The following is a 22,330-nucleotide window of genomic DNA, read 5'->3' as shown; positions in this document are numbered from 1 at the left end:
GCTCCTTTTTCTTCAAATTTCACAATATCAAAATAATCCACTAAGTATGGTGGAAGCAAAAACTTTAGTAATTCTTGATCGTTTAGCATTATACAAAGATAAAACTACTTAACATTCCTCCCCAACTTTTGAGACTGATCCAGGACTATCGCTAGTTAACCCAGAAGATATAATATTTGGTGCTGGATTAATTAATATTGATAAACCTGTTCCTCCACCAACTTTAAAATTTGTATTAGAAGTTGATGGATGAGCAAATCCTATTAGCTTAATTGTATGAGTACCTGCAGATAAAGTTGTAGTTGCAATACAATTAAATGTATGTTGAACCGCATTTGAAGAGTTTGTCCAATCAATAATAGCATTACTGCTATAAGAATTATTATTGTCAATTTGGATATTAACTTGTGCTATACCATTTTTACTATAAGGGAAATACCTCCCATCAGCAACAACTAAAACTTGTTGACTTTCGACCAACGTAATTGTTTTTGTAATTATTGAGGTTGGACTTGATCCACTAATTATGACGTCATTATTAATTTTAGTAAAAGAAGATTGAGGATCTCCTGCAAAAACAATTTGATAAATCATGAAATTGATAAAGAAAAAAGCTTTTTCATTTCTATGTTTTTTAATTTAATATGTAATGTGTTTATAATTTTAAAAGTATAACAATATTTTGAATGTCTAATCATTTTTTTTATAAAGTTCAGCAATCAAATTAAGAACTCTTTTTCCTTGTTCTTCTTTAGAAAAAGGATGCAGTGCATTTTTAGAGTTATCTCTTAATTTACTCCATAAAACTTCATCAGAATAAAGCTTCAGAATATTATCAGCAAAAGCATAAGGATCGTTAATATCGCTTACAAGAGCATGAACATTATTCTGTAAATTCATTCCTTCCACACCTATTGGAGTTGTAACTATAGGTAATTCAAACTCCAGAGCCTGTCCGATTTTTCCTTTTACGCCTGCACCATATCTCAAAGGCGCAACAAACAGCCTGGAAGAATTAAACCATTCATCTACAGATTCCTGATATCCTAAAATTCTAAATTTTTGTGAATTGTATTTTTCGGCTATTTCCAATGGTAATTCCGGACCTATTACATTTACGAAAACAGAATCATCTTTCTTCCAGACCAAAGGCATTATTTCTTCATACAAAAAATTCAAAGCATCTAAATTTGGAAGATGTCTGAAACCTCCAATAAACAAAAGTCCCTTTTTTGAAGAAAAATCATTATTATTAATTTGACTAACATCATGAAAATTACTCACAACATGTACTTTCTTGATATCTACTCCATTTTTGGATATAATTTGTTTTTCAACGTCACTGATGGCAGCTACAGCATCAGAGGTCTTCATAGCATAATACTCTAAATCTTTCATCTTCATATTTTTCTTTTCCATCTTTTTAGTTACAGGCAGATATTCTTTTTCTCTTTCAACACGCAAATAGTGAAGATCTACCATATCATAAATGAATTTTTGGTGAGTGATATGCTTTTTCAAAAGAGAATACCAATGTTTAAAACCATTAGGTCTGAATACCCATATAAGATCAATAAGAGGTAACTTATCTATTATCTGCTGATTAACTTTAATAACTTTATTTTTTGGAGAGACGTAATCCTGAAATACTTCTATTCCTAAAGATTCACAATATTTTATATATTTAGGATCTGATTCATTAAAAGCAGGAACTCCCAGTAAAATTTTATTTCCGTTAGCTATCAAGATTTTAAAAAGTTCATCGAGTCTTCTTGAGCCACTATCCTGATCATATTTCGGCATAGATTCCTCCAAAAATAAAATAGTAGGTTTGGTATAATCTTTATAAACATTCAGTTGCTTTTGATTATTTATATTCAAAAATTTTTCATGAACAAACTTTGAGTTCCATCTTTTTTTGAATTTTACAGCATTCGCTTCAAGCAATTTCTCTTTATTACTATCGTTTCCTGTATAACTGATATTCTCAAAATGCAATATTTCAGATTGTGGCTGATAATAAATATCTAAATTCTGTATGTATTTGAGACGCTGACAAAAATCTGTTTCTTCATAATATGCCGGTAAAAATTCTTCGTCAAGCTGGTTAAGATTTCCTGATTCGTCTTTTTTTCTGAATAATAGACTACAACCTGAGCTATAATCTACTTTTCTTAGAAAGTTATACGCCGGATTATCTATAGAATCAAACCTTCCTAAATTTACAATTTCACAGTCTTTAAAGATTAGACAGCCTGCTTCCTGCAAAAGATTATTTTCAAAAATCATTTTTGAGCCTACTGCACCTACATTTTTTCTTGTTTTAAAAACCTCCAGTAAAGAACTTAGATAATTTTGCTGAACTTCTGTATCATTATTTAAAATATAGATATATTTTCCCCTCGCATTCTTTATTCCTTTATTTATATTTCGTAAAAAACCTAGATTTTCTTCATTATTCAACAAAATAATATTCTCTATTTTGGAAAGATAATCAAGCGTATCATCCGTACTTTTATCATTAATGATAATAATTTCTTTCTTAATATGCTGATCATGATTATCTATTGTATACAGGCAGTTTAAAGTGTAACGTATTTGGTTATAAACAGGAATAATTATAGAAACCTCGATATCCTCCGAAGGCTTATTAAATTTAAATTGATAATTTTTAAAGAAATCCAATTCAAAGTGATTAGCTTTTATTGTTCTTTTGTTCTTTATGAATAAATAATCTTTTCTTAAGTTTTTAAAAAATCTTTTAATTCCCATTTTGGTCAAATATTTCGCAATATTATAATAAAATTTTTTAATTAAAAAGCAATAAAAACTATAATCGGAAATTAGAAAAAAGAATTTAAATTAATTTGACAACAAAAAAAGCTTTTCTATATTCGCAAAATAGATTTTAAAATGAAAAAAATAATTAAAATAGGATATCTTTTATCATATGACTATGAGTATATTTTCAATTCACTTTCTTTGGTATATGATTATGCAGATGTAATCTATATATGTTTTGATAAGGATGGTAAAACATGGACAGGACAAAAACTTGAAATTCCTGAAAATATTTTTTCTAAAATAAAATCATTGGATATCCAAAATAAGATCTCATTTTACAGTGACAGTTTTTATATTCCTAACACCCCTCCTCTTGATTTAGAAACGAGACAAAGAAATATGCTGGCTGAAAAAATGGGAAAGGGAGGTTGGCATATTCAAATTGACAGTGATGAATATCCGCTTTATTTTAAAGAATTATGTTCTTTTTTAAGAAAGCATAAATATCTTCTAAGAAATCCTCACAAAACACCAGCTAACTTTTTTGTTAAATTCATAACTCTTTTTAGAAAAACTGAAAATGGATTTTTAGCCGTTACTCCTTATCAAGAACCGTGTTTTTTAATAACAAATCTTCCAGATTATTTCAATGCAAGGTATCCTGAAAATCCAGTTACATATCACATCGATTCCTACATCATCCATCAATCTTGGGCAAGGGATGAAGATGAGATCTACACAAAGATAAAAAATTGGGGCCATACGAATGACTTCGATGTTGATACTTTCTATTCTGAATGGAAAGATGTAAGTTTAGATAACTATTCAAAACTTGAAAATTTTCATCCGCTTAATCCTAATGACTGGCAAAGTTTAGAATTTATTAAAGCAAAAAATATCAACGACCTTGTTGCTACATTAAGAAGAAAGATAAACCCAGATACTATTAAATTTCCTCTTACATTAAAAAAAAGATTAAAACTGATGTTTAAGAGTTATTTTTAAGAATCTATAAAAATTTTTTTAAATTTTTCCATAACTGCTTTTGGGTTATAAAATTGAGAATAACAATCCCAGTTTTTTTTAGCATCAGGACGAAAGTTTTTCAGAATATCAAACAGATCATTTTTGTTTTTATATACAATAGCACGATCTCCTAATATTTCCAAATGAGATTTCTCATCGGAATATGCCCAAGTGATGACAGGTTTATTTTTTATTGAAAATTCTCCAATTGCAATCCCGAAACTTTCACCTTGTTTTCTTGCATGTAAAAAAGCATCAGAAGTATTTATAAATTTCACCTTTCGCTCTATATCTGTAGTTGGAGGAAGAAAAATGATATTTCTATAAGATCTGAAAAAATTCCTTTTCACAAATTCTTCAGTTCCCATAAAAATAAAATACACATTCTTATTTTTACGGGCTATTTTTTTTACTGTTTCTTTTACAAAATCTATATCAAAAGTTTCATAACCGCCATATCTTGCAAATACTATTGCCTCCTTAGGAATATTTAGCTCTTCTCTGAAATCACCTTCAATATTCGGAAGATCTACAATATGCGGTACAAAAGGTAATATTCCGTTGCTCATTTTATTAGAGAGCCATTCTGAAACGTAAGCATAGACATTTCCGTAGGGCTCATTATATTTAAAAACAGCATGTATAACGGTTTTTATTAGATTTGTTGGGATATCATTCTCTTTTTCACCAGACTTAATAGCATAAAAAATATCAGCATTGGATTCTCTGATGAATTTATCTCTGTCGGCTAAATCATTATACCCATAAACCGTAAAACGCTTCTCAAACCTTTGGATCGCTTCCGGAATATTATTAGGACTGTTTTTCGGATAAAGAATCACAGACTGATTATTTAGAATTTCTTCATTATAATGGGCATAATCAAAAATTGCATTTGATGTACCTCTGTAACAAAGCTGATTCTCATGGAAAATAATTTTCATATAATGTTTTATATTAAATCTTAATTATTTTAGTAAAAAAGATTACAAAGATATAATTCATAAATAAAAAGGCTACAGCAATCTGTAACCTTTTTATTCTTAATTCCTGTCATATTCATCCTCGAGCCTCACAATATCGTCCTCTCCGAAATACGTTCCCGTCTGTACTTCTATAAATACAACCGGCTTATCCGAAAGGTTCATTATTCTGTGTTTGGCGCCAAGAGGTATAAAAATACTTTCACCGTAAGATAAACTGATCTCCTTATCATCCAGAACGATGGTAGCATCACCTTCAATAATCGTCCACTGTTCCTGTCTTTTGTGATGATACTGGTAAGATAATTTCTGCCCCGGATTTACTTCTATTCTTTTCAGCTTATAATGTGGTTCATCCGCTAAAACATAATATTTTCCCCAAGGTCTTTCTCCGATTTCTAGCATATCTGTCTAATAATTTTTAGCGAATGTAGTCAAAATATTTTTTCAATACTAAAAGTGATATTAAATTTTCAACATTTTTATCATTAAACTGCGCTCTGTATTCTTTGGCTTTTCGTATTATTTCCAAAGCTTCATTTTCATGATCGATGTAATACTGAAGCTTTTCCTCAAGATTTTCATAATTCTCATCAATCCCGATAAAATGTACATCTGGTTTTAAAGTTCCTTCCATATACCATGTTTCCATCTTTAAAGGCGGCGAAACGGCAATAGAATTAGAAGACATGATCCATTTTAAATTCGTGGCAACATCATTTCCTTCAAGGCTTAAAATAAATTTACTTTTTAAATGCTCCCCGATCGAAATCTTAGGTTTTATCCATTCCTTGTTTCCGTTTTTGTTTACCTGTCCCAGATCACAAAGCGGATTGTTAAAATACTTTTCATAAAATCTTTTTCGGTGCTCCTGATGAACTGCCGCTCTGCCAATCATGATATTTTTCTTTTCAGAAAAATTCAGACTGTCCTTTACAGAGACGAAATGTCTTGCTTTGTCCAGATTCAGTAAAATATTGTTTTCATTATTTCCGTGAATAGGGCGGCTTTTCGTTATTTTGGGAAAATCAAGGATGGTATTGACATCACCAAATGCAAAATCAATCTTTAAATCTTTCGGAAAATATCTTGCATACTCATAAGTATCAAAATAGTAGGCTTTCGGAGTTTTAGGCTTCAAAAGATCTGCGATTGTAGTTCCGGAATGATTTACTTGGGTTTCCGATGAAATTTTGTTGTAGTAGTCTACTCTTCTTTCAACTGTTGTAAGCTGTTCTTTGGAAACGGTTTTATAGAGATCATCAATTTTTTTTTCGAAAGATTTTACAGGAAATAATCCTCTTGCAAATCCCTGAATATAAAAAGACAACTTATTCTGTTTTTTAACTTGTGCCATGGTGAATTTAAAACTCCACAAAAATACAGCATTATATCTGTTATTTTTCGAAAAGGAAATTATTTTAATTGATTTTTACACTTAGAAAATTAATCGTTCAAATAGATGATTAAAATTAGTTTATCGCAAATAAATGTACCTTTTTATATTAGTTTAAGTAAATTTGCAAAAATTTTTATTTAAAATGGACAAAGTAAGAGTACGTTTTGCTCCAAGTCCTACGGGACCTTTACATTTAGGAGGCGTAAGAACCGCATTATACGATTATCTTTTTGCTAAAAATCAGGGAGGTGAATTTGTATTGAGAATTGAAGATACAGATACCGCAAGATACGTTGAAGGAGCAGAAGAATACATTGAAGAAGCCCTTGAATGGTGCGGAATTATTGCCGATGAAAGCCCGAAAAAAGGAGGAAAATTCGCTCCGTACAGACAATCTGAAAGAAGAGATATTTACGATAAATATACAGAGCAGATCTTAAAAACAGATTATGCTTACATTGCTTTTGATACCGCTGAAGAACTGGACGCGATCCGTGCTGAATATGAAGCAAGAGGCGAAGTTTTTTCTTATGACAATAAATCCAGAAACCGTTTGAGAAACAGTATTGCACTTTCTGAAGAGGAAGTTCAGAAATTGCTGGATGAAAAAACGCCGTATGTCGTGAGATTCAAAATGCCGATCGACAGAACATTAAATCTTGTAGACATCATTAGAGGAAATTCGTCCGTGAATACCAATACTTTAGACGATAAAGTTCTTGTAAAAAACGATGGAATGCCGACTTATCATTTCGCCAACATCATCGATGACCACGAAATGGAAATTTCTCACGTTATCCGTGGTGAAGAATGGCTGCCTTCTTTAGGACTACACACTTTATTATATGAAGCAATGGGTTGGGAAGCGCCTCAGTTTGCCCATCTTTCCTTGATTTTAAAACCTGATGTTTCAACTTTAATTAATAAAGAAAATATAGATGAAATTACTAAATCTTTCACAGAAGAGTTCGTAGCAAAAAACAATCAGTTTTCTTTTGATGAATCTGCAACAATTATTAAATCTTTCTTTTCAGAAGTAAAAAGTCCAAGATTTAAATCAATGTTAAGCGAAAATGATAAGGACAATGAAATATTAGCTTCTGTAAAACAATTTCTTAAAAAAGGAATTTCCGGAAAACTAAGCAAAAGAGATGGCGATAAATTCGGATTTCCAGTATTTCCTTTGAATTTTACAGATCCTGCAACAGGAAATGTTTCAAAAGGATACAGAGAAAGCGGATATCTGCCTGAAGCATTCATCAATATGGTTGCACTTTTGGGCTGGTCTCCTGCAGATGATAAAGAAATTTTATCTCTGGATGAAATGGCAAAAGAATTTGATCTGAACAAAGTTCATAAAGCCGGAGCAAGATTCAGCAAGGAAAAAGCAGAATGGTTCAATCATCAGTACATCCAGAAAACTTCGGATGATGAATTACTGAATATTCTTAAAAATTCAGATTTAAATTTAACATTATCAGACGATAAATTGTTAAAAGTGATTAAGCTGATGAAAGAAAGAGCTACTTTCCCGAAAGACATCTACAAAAACGGAAAGTTTTTCTTCGAAGCACCCACTTCTTATGACGAAAAAGCATCCAAAAAAGCCTGGAATGATGAAACTTCGGCAATTTTAGGGGAATTGGCTTCAAATCTTGAAGGAGCTGATTTTAATGCTGAAAATCTTAAGCAGAAGGTTCATGATTTCGCGGAAAATAAAGGTTTGGGAATGGGTAAAGTGATGATGCCTTTACGTTTGTCGTTGGTTGGAGAACTGAAAGGACCAGACGTTCCGGACATTATGGAACTTCTTGGAAAAGAGGAGACTATCTCCAGAATAAACAATGCTATCAATAATTTTAAATAGATTTTGATAATTTTTCATAAATTTGAAAGATTTAATTTACTTCAAGAATGGAATATTTAAGTTTCGAACTTCCTATAAAAGAATTAATGGACCAATACCAAACCTGTTCTTTAGTAGGAGAAGAAAGTGGTGTTGATGTAAAATTAGCATGTAGCCAGATCGAGGATAAAATCATAGAAAAGAAAAAAGAAATCTATGGAAATCTTACCCCTTGGCAAAGAGTACAACTTTCCCGTCATCCGGATCGTCCTTACACACTGGACTATATCCACGGAATGGTGGACAAAGGCAGTTTCTTAGAACTTCACGGAGACAGAAATTTCGCAGATGATCCTGCCATGATCGGTGGTTTAGCAACCCTGGACGGTCAGAAAGTAATGATCATTGGAACTCAGAAAGGAAGAACTACAAAAGAAAGACAGCACAGAAGATTCGGAATGCCGAATCCTGAAGGATACAGAAAAGCTTTGAGACTGATGAAGCTTGCAGAAAAGTTCAGAATTCCTGTAATTACTTTGGTAGATACACCGGGAGCTTATCCTGGTCTTGAAGCGGAAGAAAGAGGACAGGGAGAAGCAATTGCAAGAAACATTTTCGAAATGACGATGCTTAAAACTCCTATTTTCACCTACATTATTGGTGAAGGAGCGAGTGGCGGAGCTTTGGGAATTGGTGTAGGAAACAAAGTATATATGTTGGAAAACACATGGTATACGGTAATTGCACCAGAAAGCTGCTCATCCATCCTTTGGAGAAACTGGGATCATAAAGAAGATGCGGCAAACGCTCTGAACCTGACTCCGAAAGATGCTTTAAGAGAAAAATTCATCGACGGAATTGTGGAAGAACCTCTTGGAGGAGCGCATTACGATCCGGAAACAACGTATCTGAACCTTAAAAATTCAATATTGCAGAACATCAAAGCCTTTTCAAAATTCACTGGAAAAGAACTTGAAACCCAGAGACAGGAGAAATTCATTGCGATGGGGCAATTTAAAGGATAAAAAATTAAACCGGTTAAGAAAAATTTTCTTAACCGGTTTTTTGGGGGCTATATTTTAGTAAGAATAATCTCTTTAGGTAATGGATCAGGTTGCTGATCTGCAGGTTTACCATAATAAAAACATCCGGAATCAATATTTTGCGGATAATCTTTATATCTGAACTTCAATTCTGTTTTTGTAGGATTATTAAATCCAATCATAATCGTTCCAACTTTATTACATAATTCCGGATCCATATACATCAACTCATATTTACCACTTGGGTTAATATGCATTCCTTGGATTTTTGAATAAATATCCTTAACTGAAAGATTATCAAAAAGAATTTTTCCATTAGCATCCTTCACCTGAAATTTACCAAATAATAAATCTTTATCATACGGATTTTGCTGTGCAAATGTTTCGTGATACTTTACTTTCTTAAAATTAATTATGAATGTCTTATTATTCCAAGTCCCTTTCCATGTACCCTCAAAGTCGGGGAGTTGGTTGTCTATATCCTTTATATAAGCATTTAACGGTACATTATAGTTTTTGGTTGTTAAAGGGAGGATTTGTTGAGCATTACAAAATAGCGCAATTCCTAATGATGTAATTATTAGTGCTTTTTTCATTATTTTTATTTTTCGAATTTTTGATGGATTTACTTTACTGTTTTGTAAAAATTATATCTGATGGCTCATATGGAAGATTTATTTTTACACCATCCGTTGGGTAATCCGAACAACTTTTATTCGTTACAACGGTAGATTGGGGCTGATAATTCCATTTTAGATGTGTAGAATCAATATATTCAAGAGTGATAAATCCATTTCCTATCAAACATTTCAATCCCTTATAATCAAAGAGAACGGAGCCATCAATTTGTGTTCCCATGCTAATTGCGTTAACCATATCATTTGAAGAATTCATAGTATCTTCAACAATTTGATTATTAACTAAAACTTTATATCGTATTAATAAAACATCTCTATAAAAATGTCGATTAAATAAACTTGTACTTCTGTTATCTTCCTTACTAATTAATAGAGTGATCTGTTTTCCATTGATTGTAGTTTTCCAATTTCCAATAAATTTATTGTACTCATTATTAGTATCTTTAATATAAGAATTGTCGGGAATAATTCTATAATTTGTATTTAAAGGGTATTGCTGCGCTTTACAATAAAACACAAGAAAAATTCCTAAAATTGTTATTAAATTTTTCACTACTGTTTTGTAAAAATTATATCAGCAGGCTCATAAGGTAAATTTATTTTTATCCCTCCGGCAGGGTAATCTGGACAGCTTTTATTAGTAATAACTGTAGATTGAGGTTGATAGTGCCAGTTCAGATGGGAAGAGTCAATATACTCAGTATTAATTATTCCCCATCCTACAGTACATTTTCCACCTTCATAACTAAATGCGACTGAATTATCTATTTCTGTTCCCATACTTATTATATTAGTGCTGTCGTTAGAAGAATTCACTGTGCTTTCTATTATTTGGTTATTAATTAAAATTTTATATCTAATTAATAAAACATCTCTATAAAAATTTTTTGTTAATCGAATTATTGGTCTATCCTCTTGCTTAGTAACATAAATATAGATTTCTTTATCTCCTAATGTAGCTTTCCATGTCCCAACAAATTTATCATATTCATTATTAAGATCTTTAATGTGAGAATTGTTTGGAATAGTTTCGTAATCGGTATTTAATGAATATTGTTGAGCTTTGCAGCTTACAGATGATATTAGTATTATAAATAAATACAAGATTTTTTTCTGCATAATAATTATTTTAATGAATTAACAAGGATTCGGTATTGGATTTCCACTCGAGTCTTTTTGTATTGTTGAAGTATTTCCGTTGTCTTCTTTAATAAGAGTTATTTTCCCAGCTAAACCTATTTTGTCTAGCATGTCAAAAAATAATTTTTCTAATCCTATACTTGATAATGTTTGATATGATTTTTTTCCTTCGGCTTTTAAAAGTTTATAATACTTTTCTGTATAATCTTTAACCGTTGCTGCAACATAAGCTGCTTCTTGTGCTTCCGTCATAGCAGGAGGCAAATCAGATGCCGTTCCTGTAAAATTAATAAAATAAGTGCCACTGGAAGAAATAGTTCCACTATAAGCATTTCCAAGAGCATTAGCATCTTGCGCATGTACAATGGCTAAAAAAGTCATAATATCCTGTGGTGCGAAAATACCGATTGTTCCGGGTTGATGGGTATGTACAGTACCCTGAGAATTGGGACCTATTCCAAATTCTATTTGGTTATCACCATTTACAACACCATTTACTAATGTACCGCTTTTTAGTTCCTGAAAACCACTTTCAATTTTGGTATTTGTATTTGCATATGATTGTAAAGAGGTAAGTTTAGCTTTTATCTGAGGTTTATTTACAATATTTTTCGTTTTCTCGCAGGGCGTCTGGTTGTTCTGCGGATAAGGATAGCCTGTAGATCCGCCACCTGAACCGCCACTGCCGCCATTTCCGTAACCACCACCACAATTACTTTCTGTATCCAGAGCCTGGCAGGGCAATGATGGTCCTGTAGGAAAGCAGTATGTTTCAGAATGAGAGAAGGTAGGTCCTGGGCTTCCGTCATCATTAGTCCATTCTACAGTAGTTTCTACAGTATAGCAGAATGTTTTGGATGTGTTTCCACCTGCTCCTAAAATTCTTCCTGATAATTTGTTTTTAACCCTGTCTGTAAAAATCAAAACCTTAAAGAATTCTTTTGAGCTTTCTTCATCTTTTCTTTTAAAGAAAATTCTGTCGTCTTCTCTGTAGACCAAAAGAATAAAATTAATCTTACCGTTTTTAACTACCGGAACCTCAAGAAACTTTTCATCATAAGTTCCCATGGTAGTAGCATAATCCCAGTAAACATCTCCGAAGTTTGAAGCAAAATAGCTTTTATCTGCATATTCATCAAAAACTTTCATTACATTTTTAATGTACTTTTCATCTTCTTTCCAAAGACTTTTAGAATGGTACTCTGCAGATGCAGGATCGGAAGAAGAATAAATCTCATCGTGCACACAGGAGTGCAGGAGAAAAAGAAACACTGCAATGAAGGACAGCCACGAAATCATTTTTTTCGTCATAGTTATTTGTTGTTTTTTTAATGGGTTAAATATACTGTTTTTTTAAAATTACTCTACAAATATGTGAAAAATAACACTTCCCCAAAAACCTATATTTGCATAAAATTACCCGATTATCGGGTAAAGCCTGTGATTTGAAATAATTTTCTATATTTGTTTTAAATATTTATACCGATGACAAATACCGTAGCTGAGAAAATAAAAAGATTAAGAAAATCCAAAGGGTTTTCTCAGGATGATATGGCAGATAAACTACACATCTCCCAGTCTGCCTATGCACGCATAGAAAGCGGGGAAAGCAATTCATGGGTACATCATATTGAAAAATTAAGTGAAATTTTTGAAATAAAACCTGAGAATTTCTTTTCTGACGAAGCAAACAATTTTAGCAATTTAGATCAATTAGGTGGTTTTGCTTTTCAAAACGTAGGAACAATTACGAATATCAATTCTTTTCTTTCCGAAAAGCTCGTTGAACAATATGAAGAACGTATAAAAGAATTAAAGGAGCAGGTAGAATTCTGGAAAGATCAGGCTGGAAACTCCAACAATCCTGTAAATTAAAAAACCGGTTAAGAAAAATTTTCTTAACCGGTTTTTTTAGCTCTTTTCTCTATTCAATTATTCACTCAGATTCAATTCGATCTCAATATCTTTATTAATCTTTTTCAGGGACGAATATTTGGCATCACAAACCATTGTGGTTAAAATATATTCCCCTTTTTCTACCAATAAAAAGTTTTGTCCGTTTGCCGGAACATCAAGATTATAATATTTTTTTCCATTGATCTTTACAATCAGATTACATTTAGACCTGTTTTTAATATTGATGTAAGCTTCCTTATCCATCGGATCGTTATTAAAAAGATGGGTTAACATAGCTGCTGTCTTTTTATTCTGTTCGCTTGCTCCGGTAGATTTTTTAGCCGATCCGGCAACACTCGCGTAGTTTACGGTTCTTTCCGCTTTGGAAGCATTGGTAGCAATGGTTTTAGAATTGTTCAGGCTGTTGTTATCCAGAACCATCTGCTTTATTTTATCTTCACTTAAGGGTTTAATGGTTGGCTTGGCTTCAGGAGAATTTCCTGCCGTGATGATGGCAATCAGTTTTCTTTTGAAATAATCCGTTTTGGCGTGTCCGGGATTTTGTTTCAGAAATCCGGCAATCACTCTTGCTTCCGCAGTGGTTTCCGCATCACTTTCTGTATAGATGATGGCAGTTTCCTTTTCTACAATGCCTTTGGATTTCGTTTTTTTCTTTTTTTGCGAAAACCCGAGAGTGAAAATGCATAAAAATATGAGGAGAAATATTTTTTTCATTAAGTAAGCATTTAAAAATTTATTAAATATACAAATAACGCAAAAAGTCATTTTTTAGTTTATCATTAAAATCATTATCTTTGCATCGCTTTAAAATTAAGCTAAAAATTAATACTAATCTTAAATAAAAAAAATAATAGATATTATGTCTTATACACCAGCTGCTGCAGACGTAGCAAAATTGAGAAACCAAACAGGTGCAGGTATGATGGACTGCAAAAAAGCTTTAGTTGAAGCTGAAGGAGATTTCGAAAAAGCGGTAGATATCCTTAGAAAAAAAGGACAGAAAGTTGCTGCTAACAGAGCTGACAGAGAGTCTACTGAAGGTGCAGTAATCGCTAGAGTAAACGAAGATAACACGTTAGGTGCTATTATCTCTTTAAACTGTGAGACTGACTTCGTAGGTAAAAACGAAGCTTTCATCGAACTAGCTTATGAATTGGCTGAAATGGCAATTTTTGCTGCTTCTAAAGAAGAATTATTGGCTACAGATTTCCACGGAATCACTGTTGCTGAAAAATTAATCGAGCAAACAGGTGTTATCGGTGAAAAAATCGAGATCGGTGCATTCGAAAGAATTACAGGTCCTTATTTAGGAGCTTACATCCACGCTGGAAACAAAATCGCTGCCATCACTTCTCTTTCTGCAAAAGTAGAAGGAGCAGACGAAGTTGCAAAATCTGTTTCTATGCAGGCTGCTGCGATGAACCCGATCGCTCTTGATGAAACTTCTGTTTCTCAGGAAACTATCGATAAAGAATTAGAAATCGAAAGACACAAACTTGTAGAAGAAGGTAAACCTGCAAACATTATCGACAATATCCTTAAAGGTAAAATGCAGAGATTCTACAAAGACAACACTTTGGTACACCAGGATTTCATCAAAGACAGCTCTATGTCAGTTGCTGACTATGTGAAGTCTGTAAATGCAGATCTTAAAGTAACAGGATTTATCAGAATCAGCTTATAATCTTTTTAAGATTAAAAATATTGATCCCGGTGATTTTTTCATCGGGATTTTTTGTGCTTAAAAATAACAAAACCGTCTAAATATTAACCCATTATTAAATATTTAAAATTTACATCAAATGGAGTTATTTGGATAAAAATCATCATAAAAAATTGATTATTAATGCTTAGATTTGCAGCCCTTATTATTAGACATGAAAAAATTTCTACTAATCTTTTGCTCTTTTTTTTATTTAATTCTTAATGCCCAACTGGATACAGAACACTGGTTTGCGCCAATGTCGGCAAGTTCGCTTCAGGGTACTCCGGAATGCTATCTGTATTTATCCACCAATGAAACGACTCCGTTTTCAGTTCAGATTTACAACAACAATACGGTATTTTCTACTGTTCAGGTGAGTAAAAACAATCCGGTACAGGTTACCATTCCGAACAATTATATGATTGCCTCTACTCCATCCAATCTTTTTACACAGAGATCAATGGGATTACAGGTAAAAGGTTCTAAAAAATTCTTTGCCAATTTCAGATTTGCAGTTCCCAATCAGGCAGAAATCATCACTTCCAAAGGTTTGGCAGGAATTGGGAAAAACTTTTTCGTAGGCGTTGCCCCGAATACAACCGCAAAACCGTACGTTAATTCAACCATCGGATTTATTGCAACGGAAGACAATACAACCGTAACATTATCCGGTTACAATCCGAACGTTATTTTCTCTGACGGTACTTCATCACCCTCAAGAACTTTTACTATCAATAAAGGGAAATCATATATTATTGAAGCGCAGAGTGATTTGTCCTCAAGCAATTTAACAGGATTAGTAGGCGCAAAAATTACTGCCAACAAACCTATCTCGGTAACCAACGGTAATTTCAACAGTATTTATACCACCCAGAATAACAGCAATGTGGATATTCTGATGGATCAGGCTGTTCCTGTGGAAAGATTAGGAAAAACATTTGCCTTGGTAAAAGGAAACGGACCTGCCAATTCCGGAATGGAAGCTGCTTTAGTAATCGCCACGGAAAACAACACCAAACTTACGGTAAACGGAAACCTTTTAGGAAACGTTACTCTGAATGCAGGACAATATTACATTGTTCAGGGAACCAGCTATATCAATCAGGGGAACGGACATTACAACATGAGTATTTCTGCCAATAATAATGTCTATGTTTACCAGCTTCTTGCAGGAACTTCAGGAAGTACAGTATATGCAACCGGCGGAATGAACTTCATTCCGCCTTTAAGCTGTTTTTTACCGAAAGAAATTAACGAAATCGGCTTTATCAATAAAATAGGAAGCAATTCTTTTGATACCAAACTTAATATCATTACCCAGACCGGAGCTAATGTAACGTTTAATGGAAGTGCCATCGGCGCGATCAGCGGACCTTATCCAGTAACGGGTAATCCAGGTTGGGTAACGTATTCTCTTCAGGGCGTTAACGGAAATGTCACAGTAAATTCCACCCTTCCTGTTACGGCAGGAATTGCAGCCGGAAACGGTGCAGTAGGTTACGGGGGGTATTTTGCAGGGTTTTCATCTGTTCCAGCGATTACAAAAACCGGCGACTGCTACGCAGGAATTTTTTTACAGGTTGATAACAATTACGACACTTATCAATGGTTTTTAAACGGAAATCCAATTTCGGGAGCCACTTCTTTCTCAATCAATCCAGAATTGTACGGAGCCGGAGATTATACCTGTTTAATTACAAAAAACAACTGTGAAACCAGATTAACAGGAGTTTACAGCTATACTTTATGTCCTCCGATTTCTACAACAACCTACAATATCGGGTCTTGTAACACAAAAGTGATTACTCCAGCGTTTACGAACTCTACGCAGACCATCGTTCCATCGCTTACCAGTATCATTTCACCGCCAACATCGGGAACTGCTACGGTAAATCCAACAACAGGACAAATTACTTATACTCCCAATCCTTCTGCAACGAACACTACCGATAATTTCATTTATTACGTTCAGGGGAATGGAAATCCTTTCGATTTTGAATATTTTAAAATCATTATTAATACAAATGTTTTACAGGTAAATAACGGTTCTCTGAATTCCTGCGCAGGAACCAACGGAAACGGAACTTATAATTTAACCACAGCCAACGTTTCTTCTGATCCGGGAGTGACGGTAACTTATTTTACCAATTCTAATTTAACCGGACAGATTGCAAACCCTGCGAATTATTCAGGACCGGCAGGAACTGTTTATGCCAATGTAACGTCACAGTATGGCTGTTCAAAAACCGCCCAGATTACATTAGCTTTAAATGCTTTACCGAATGTTAATAATGTTTCTCTGGCTTCATGTACGGGAACAGGTGGAAACGGAATATTCAATTTAATTTCAGCCAACGTTTCTTCTGATCCGGGAATTACGGTAACGTATTTTACCAATTCTAATCTAACAGGACAAATTACCAATCCTACAACCTATTCAGGTCCTTCAGGAATTATTTATGCGAATGTGACTTCTGCCAACGGATGTTCGAAAACTGCTCAGATCACCTTAACGGTAAATTCTTTACCCAATACGAATAATGCGACTTTAGCATCTTGCGCAGGAACCAACGGAAACGGAACGTTTAATTTAACTTCAGCTAACGTTTCTTCTGATCCGGCAGTGACGGTAACGTATTTTACGAATTCTAATTTAACAGGACAGATTGCAAATCCTGCGAATTATTCGGGAGCTTCAGGAATTATTTATGCGAATGTAACTTCCGCAGCAGGCTGTTCAAAAGCAGCTCAGATTACTTTAACGGTAAATCCTTTGCCTAACGTTACGAATGCCACTTTATCTTCGTGCACAGGAACCAACGGAAACGGAACTTATAATTTAACCACAGCCAACGTTTCTTCTGATCCGGGAACTACGATAACTTATTTTACCAATTCTAATTTAACCGGACAGATTACAAACCCTGCGAATTATTCAGGATCGGCGGGAATTATTTATGCAAACATTACTTCTGCGAATGGATGTTCCAGACAGGCACAGATTACTTTAACAACCACTCCATCGCCTAATATTAACACCGCAAATTATAATGCGAGTCTTTGTGATGATAATTTTGACGGTATCGTTAACGTGAATTTTTCAACCGTAACCCCTCAGATTGTTACCAATGCTGCGAATTTTACGGTAAGATATTATTTGAATCAGACAGATGCAAATGCCGGAAATAGCAACACTCTGCCTGTAAACTGGACGTATACAACAAATACAACCGTTTATGTAAGAGTAGATACAGCGGGAGGAAGTTGTCCTCCGGCTTTCGGACAGATTAATTTTAAAATCGGAAATAAGATCACATTGCTTACCAACGTCGTGAATATGGATGTTTGCGATAATGATCTTAACGGATCTGAAAACGTAAATCTTAATGACTATAAAAATTTATTTACCAGTAATCCTGCCGTTACTTTAACTTTCCATACTACTTTAGCGGATGCTCAAAATGGCACTAACACAATTCCTGCAAATCAGACGATTACTTCGCCAAAAACGTTCTATGTAAGATTTGTAAGCGGAACTGAATGTCCGAATACAGGAGTTATTAATGTAACGCTTAAATCGCCTAAAAAATCCAGTCAGCTTACTGACAAAGTGGTTTGTTCCACAGAAAAAGTGGTATTGGATCCGGGTGTGGAATTCAGTTCTTATACTTGGAGTACAGGAGCAACTACTCAGACCATTCTTGCCGGTGCGGGAACGTATTATGTAGATTTAGGTTTTAACGGATGTGTTTACCGTCAGTATGTAAATGTGATGACTTCGCAAGCTCCGACAATCACCAGCATCAACGTAACGGCTTCTAATGCAACAGTAAATGTTACAGGCGGAACTCCTCCTTATCAATACTCATTAAACGGAATTGATTATCAGACCTCCAACACATTTATCGGTCTTTCAAGAGGAATTCATACCGTTTATGTACTTGGAAAAGATGGCTGTTCACCTGTAGTTAAGGAGTTTTTAATTGTAAATATTATCAATGCAATTACCCCGAACGGAGACGGCATCAATGATGTTCTCAATTATTCTGATCTGAAAATAAAACAAAACGTGTCTATTGAAATTTCAGACAGATATGGAGCTGCTGTCTATAAATCTACAGATAAAAATTATATGTGGGACGGAAAATCAGGAGGGCGACCTCTTCCAACGGGAACTTACTGGTATATTTTAAAATGGATTGAACCTGATACAAAACTTCCGGTTTCCTACTCCGGATGGATTTTAATAAAAAACAGAGAATAACTTTTTAATTCACCAAAAAATATTAATCCTGATGATTTTAATTCATCAGGATTTTTTATTAACATTACAATATATTCTCAATTATTAAAAAAATATTAAATATTCAACAATATTCATAATTATAGAAATTACTAATTAAATTTTATGTAAAAAATTGACTTTTAATACTTACATTTGCATCCCTTATTGAGAAATATGAAAAAACTTTTACTAACCATTTGTACATTTCTTTGTTTATTATTCAATGCGCAGCTTGATACTGATCATTGGTTCGCTCCAATGGCTTCAAAGTCTGGCACAGGGAATCTTCAGGGATATTTATATTTATCCACCAATGAAACCACTCCTTTTAGTGTACAGATTTATAATAGCAATGCTCTCTATACAACAGTGCAGGTTAGTAAAGGAAATCCCGCTCAGGTAAGTATTCCAAACAGTTTTTTAATCACTACTAATCCATCGGATTTATTTAGCCCGAATTCAATGGGAGTTTACCTGAAAGGAACAAAAAAATTCTTCGCCAATTACAGATTTTCGGTTCCAAGTCATGCTGAAATTATTACCTCTAAAGGTTTAGCCGGATTAGGAAAAACGTTCTACGTAGGAATGGCACCAATAACAGGTGCTGCAACTTATGTAAACTCTACCATAGGGGTTACTGCTACGGAAGACAATACTTCGGTTGTGATATCAGGATATAATCCGAATGTTGTTTTCTCAGATGGCTCCTCAAGCCCTACAAAAACATTTACCTTAAATAAAGGAGAATCCTATATCGTAGATGCTTTAAGTACAGATTCTGCTGTGAATCTTGATGGGTTAATCGGGGCGAAAATTCAATCTTCAAAACCAATTTCTGTAACCAACGGAAATTTTAACGGAATTTATACCAATTTAAATTTCACCAACAACGATATCCTTATGGATCAGGCAGCTCCTACAGACAGACTGGGAAAAGAATTTGTTGTGGTAAAAGGAAACGGAACCGTAGTTTCCGAAATGGAAACTGCCCTGATTGTAGCCACACAAAACAACACTCAAATTACAATTAACGGCATTGCTACAGGAATCACTTTAAACGAAGGACAATATTATATGGTTCCGAGTAATAATTATATACAGCATGGAACCGGAGATAATTATAACATGAGCATTTCTGCCAATAATAACATCTATGTTTATCAGTTATTAGCAGGAGTTTCTTCTACAACCGGAGGAAATGAATACGCTACCGGAGGAATGAATTTTATTCCGCCGCTAAGTTGTTTCATGCCTAATAAGGTAGACGAAATAGGATTTATCAATCAAATCGGAAGTCAGACTTTTAATACCCGCCTCAATATTATCACCCAGACCGGAGCAACCGTAACTTTAAACGGAAATCCGATTGCTACAGCTAACGGACCTTACCCTGTGAACGGAAATCCTAACTGGGTTACCTACACTGTTCCTAATATCACAGGAACTGTTACCGTAAATTCTACAAAATCCGTAACCGCAGGAATTGCAGCAGGAAGCGGCGCAGTAGGTTACGGAGGTTATTTTGCAGGGTTTTCTTCTGTACCTGTAATTTCAAAAACCGGAGATTGCTATCTCGGAATTTTGCTTCAGGTAGATAACACGTACGATAATTATCAATGGTATCTGAATGGAAATCCTATTCCGGGAGCCACTTCATATTCCATCAATCCTGAATTATACGGTGCAGGAAACTATACCTGTATGGTTTCTAAAAACAATTGTGGTTCTTTGCTTACTGATGTCTATTCCTATACATTATGTCCTCCGATCACAACGACAACGTATAATATAGGGTCATGCAATACAAAAGTAATTACACCTGTATTCACAAATTCTACACAGGCTATTGTTCCGGGTAATACAAGCATTATTTTAGCTCCCATTTCCGGAACTGCAACCGTTAATTCTGCAACAGGACAAATTACCTATACACCCAATACAGGACTTACAGCAGATACAACGGACAGTTTCATTTATTACATAGAAGGAAACGGAAGCCCTGCAAGTTTTGAATATTTTAAAATTATCATCAATACAGATGTTTTGCAGACTACAAATACATCGTTAACTTCATGTGCAGATATCAGCGGAAACGGGACGTTTAACTTAACTACGGCTAATGTAACACCAGATTCGGGAACTACGGTACAGTATTTCACGAATGCAGCATTAACAGGAACTCCGATTGCAGTACCGACAACTTATTCGGGATCGACCGGAACGATTTACGCAAACGTAACATCATCGTATGGATGTACAAAAGTAGCACAAATCAATTTAACCACTACTCCATCTCCAAACATCAACACGAGTAATTATAATGCAACGCTTTGTGATGATAATTTTGATGGCATCGTGAATGTAAATTTCTCAAGTATTACTCCTGTTATTGTAACCAATTCTGCCAATTTCAATGTAAGATATTATTTACTTCAGGCAGATGCAAATGCAGGAAATAATAATACACTTCCTACAAACTGGACCTATACAGCCAACACAACTGTTTATGTGAGAGTAGACGCGCTTACCGGAAGCTGTCCTGCTGTCTTTGGTCAGATTAACTTTACCATAGGAAACAGAATTACCTTAATTACAGGAAATGCAGCAACAGATGTTTGCGACAGTGATATCAGCGGCTCTGAAACGGTAAATTTAAATGATTATAAAAATCTTTTCACAACGAATGCAGGAGTAAGTCTTACATTCTACTCTACGCTGGCTAATGCACAGGCGGGAACTAATGCGATTTCACCGAACCAGAATATTTCTGCTCTTAGCAATACCTTCTACATCAGATTTACTTCCGCTACAGAATGTCCGAGTACCGGCGTTTTAACAATTAATTTAAAAACACCAAAAAAATCTACCCGACTTGCCGACAAAGTAGTATGTCTTAACGATACAACAACATTAGATGCAGGTGCAGGATTTACTTCCTATTCCTGGAGTACCGGAGCCACTACACAATCTATCATTGCGGGAGCGGGAAATTATTATGTAGATCTTGGATTTAACGGATGCGTGTACAGACAGTATGTGAAGATTACAACTGCTGAATCTCCTGTTATTTCTAAAATTGAAGTTTCCGGATATAATGCTACCATTACCGTTACCGGAGGAACTCCTCCATATCAATATTCATTAAACGGAATAGACTATCAGACATCTAATATTTTTACAGGTCTTTCCAGAGGAATGCATACTGTTTATGTTTTAAGTAAAGACGGATGCTCGCCGGTTATTAAAGAATTTTTAGTGTTAAATCTTATCAATGCGATTACGCCGAACGGAGACGGACTTAACGACGTACTGGATTATTCCGACTTAAGAATTAAACAAAATGTTTCAATCGAAGTCGTAGATCGTTACGGAGCTCCCGTATACAGATCATCTGATAAAAATTATACCTGGGACGGAAAAATTAACGGTAGACCCTTATCAACAGGCACATACTGGTATTTATTAAAATGGAATGAACCTGACACAAAATTACCGGTTTCATACTCCGGATGGTTATTAATTAAGAATCGTTAATAATTTTTAAACTTTCTTTTATTTTTCGTT

General features: G+C 34.2%; 17 protein-coding genes. 7 read left to right on the top strand and 10 right to left on the bottom strand.

The window, feature by feature from the left end; genetic code table 11:
- Nucleotides 1–108 precede the first annotated feature (108 nt).
- Complete coding sequence (locus tag B0E34_RS04540) at nt 109–594, bottom strand: hypothetical protein (RefSeq protein WP_087707224.1); 486 nt, start codon at nt 592–594, stop codon at nt 109–111.
- A gap of 96 nt (nt 595–690) precedes the next feature.
- Nucleotides 691–2,772: a glycosyltransferase gene (locus B0E34_RS04535; protein ID WP_087707222.1), complete on the bottom strand. Its 2,082-nt coding sequence runs from the start codon at nt 2,770–2,772 to the stop codon at nt 691–693.
- Nucleotides 2,773–2,913: 141 nt separating this feature from the next.
- Here B0E34_RS04535 and B0E34_RS04530 point away from each other — a divergent pair, with 141 nt between their 5' ends.
- Nucleotides 2,914–3,789, top strand: a complete 876-nt coding sequence (locus B0E34_RS04530) for a hypothetical protein (RefSeq protein WP_087707220.1) — start codon at nt 2,914–2,916, stop codon at nt 3,787–3,789.
- Here B0E34_RS04530 and B0E34_RS04525 read toward each other — a convergent pair.
- The 3 genes from B0E34_RS04525 to B0E34_RS04515 all read right to left on the bottom strand — a co-directional run bounded on the left by B0E34_RS04525 (nt 3,786) and on the right by B0E34_RS04515 (nt 6,150).
- Nucleotides 3,786–4,754: a glycosyltransferase family protein gene (locus tag B0E34_RS04525; protein WP_087707217.1), complete on the bottom strand. Its 969-nt coding sequence runs from the start codon at nt 4,752–4,754 to the stop codon at nt 3,786–3,788. The two genes, B0E34_RS04530 and B0E34_RS04525, sit on opposite strands and share 4 nt — an antisense overlap.
- A gap of 99 nt (nt 4,755–4,853) precedes the next feature.
- A complete protein-coding gene (locus tag B0E34_RS04520; protein ID WP_087707214.1) occupies nt 4,854–5,198 on the bottom strand; it encodes a phosphomannose isomerase type II C-terminal cupin domain in 345 nt (114 codons plus the stop codon).
- 16 nt (nt 5,199–5,214) lie between these two features.
- The gene (locus tag B0E34_RS04515; RefSeq protein WP_087707210.1) at nt 5,215–6,150 is read right to left on the bottom strand and encodes a glycosyl transferase family 90; all 936 of its coding nucleotides are present in this window, start codon (nt 6,148–6,150) and stop codon (nt 5,215–5,217) included.
- A 184-nt stretch (nt 6,151–6,334) separates the two neighbouring features.
- On the opposite strand from B0E34_RS04515, the gene gltX reads away from it, so the two are divergent.
- Both gltX and B0E34_RS04505 read left to right on the top strand, forming a co-directional pair.
- The gene (gene gltX, locus B0E34_RS04510; RefSeq protein ID WP_087707208.1) at nt 6,335–8,059 is read left to right on the top strand and encodes a glutamate--tRNA ligase; all 1,725 of its coding nucleotides are present in this window, start codon (nt 6,335–6,337) and stop codon (nt 8,057–8,059) included.
- Nucleotides 8,060–8,106: 47 nt separating this feature from the next.
- Nucleotides 8,107–9,063, top strand: a complete 957-nt coding sequence (locus B0E34_RS04505; protein WP_076390571.1) for an acetyl-CoA carboxylase carboxyltransferase subunit alpha — start codon at nt 8,107–8,109, stop codon at nt 9,061–9,063.
- A 47-nt stretch (nt 9,064–9,110) separates the two neighbouring features.
- Here the strand turns inward: B0E34_RS04505 and B0E34_RS04500 are convergent, their stop codons facing one another.
- From B0E34_RS04500 to B0E34_RS04485, 4 genes are read right to left on the bottom strand one after another with little or no spacing between them, the layout of a single operon-like run.
- The gene (locus B0E34_RS04500) at nt 9,111–9,677 is read right to left on the bottom strand and encodes a DUF6705 family protein (protein WP_087707205.1); all 567 of its coding nucleotides are present in this window, start codon (nt 9,675–9,677) and stop codon (nt 9,111–9,113) included.
- Nucleotides 9,678–9,711: 34 nt separating this feature from the next.
- Nucleotides 9,712–10,272, bottom strand: coding sequence for a DUF6705 family protein (locus tag B0E34_RS04495; protein ID WP_087707202.1), 561 nt, complete (start codon nt 10,270–10,272; stop codon nt 9,712–9,714).
- The gene (locus tag B0E34_RS04490) at nt 10,272–10,838 is read right to left on the bottom strand and encodes a DUF6705 family protein (protein WP_087707200.1); all 567 of its coding nucleotides are present in this window, start codon (nt 10,836–10,838) and stop codon (nt 10,272–10,274) included. Before B0E34_RS04490 ends, B0E34_RS04495 begins: the two co-directional genes overlap by 1 nt.
- An 18-nt stretch (nt 10,839–10,856) precedes the next feature.
- A complete protein-coding gene (locus B0E34_RS04485; RefSeq protein ID WP_087707197.1) occupies nt 10,857–12,170 on the bottom strand; it encodes a hypothetical protein in 1,314 nt (437 codons plus the stop codon).
- Nucleotides 12,171–12,344: 174 nt separating this feature from the next.
- Between B0E34_RS04485 and B0E34_RS04480 the strand changes: the two genes are divergently transcribed.
- Entirely contained in the window at nt 12,345–12,734 is a 390-nt protein-coding gene (locus B0E34_RS04480; protein ID WP_087707194.1) for a helix-turn-helix domain-containing protein, read from the top strand.
- Nucleotides 12,735–12,791: 57 nt separating this feature from the next.
- On the opposite strand, the gene B0E34_RS04475 is transcribed toward B0E34_RS04480, so the two are convergent.
- On the bottom strand, nt 12,792–13,490 hold the full coding sequence (locus B0E34_RS04475) for a DUF6759 domain-containing protein (RefSeq protein WP_087707191.1): 699 nt from the start codon (nt 13,488–13,490) through the stop codon (nt 12,792–12,794).
- Nucleotides 13,491–13,635: 145 nt separating this feature from the next.
- Here B0E34_RS04475 and tsf point away from each other — a divergent pair, with 145 nt between their 5' ends.
- From tsf to B0E34_RS04460, 3 genes are all read left to right on the top strand, one after another.
- Nucleotides 13,636–14,460: a translation elongation factor Ts gene (tsf, locus tag B0E34_RS04470; protein WP_087707188.1), complete on the top strand. Its 825-nt coding sequence runs from the start codon at nt 13,636–13,638 to the stop codon at nt 14,458–14,460.
- A 193-nt stretch (nt 14,461–14,653) separates the two neighbouring features.
- Complete coding sequence (locus B0E34_RS04465; RefSeq protein ID WP_087707185.1) at nt 14,654–18,745, top strand: FIDD domain-containing protein; 4,092 nt, start codon at nt 14,654–14,656, stop codon at nt 18,743–18,745.
- Between the two features lie 195 nt (nt 18,746–18,940).
- Complete coding sequence (locus tag B0E34_RS04460) at nt 18,941–22,300, top strand: FIDD domain-containing protein (RefSeq protein WP_228423014.1); 3,360 nt, start codon at nt 18,941–18,943, stop codon at nt 22,298–22,300.
- The last annotated feature ends 30 nt before the right edge of the window (nt 22,301–22,330 follow it).

It is taken from the genome of Chryseobacterium mucoviscidosis, from assembly GCF_002177115.1.
GTDB lineage: Bacteria > Bacteroidota > Bacteroidia > Flavobacteriales > Weeksellaceae > Chryseobacterium > Chryseobacterium mucoviscidosis.
This window is presented reverse-complemented; position numbering and strand designations above follow the sequence as displayed.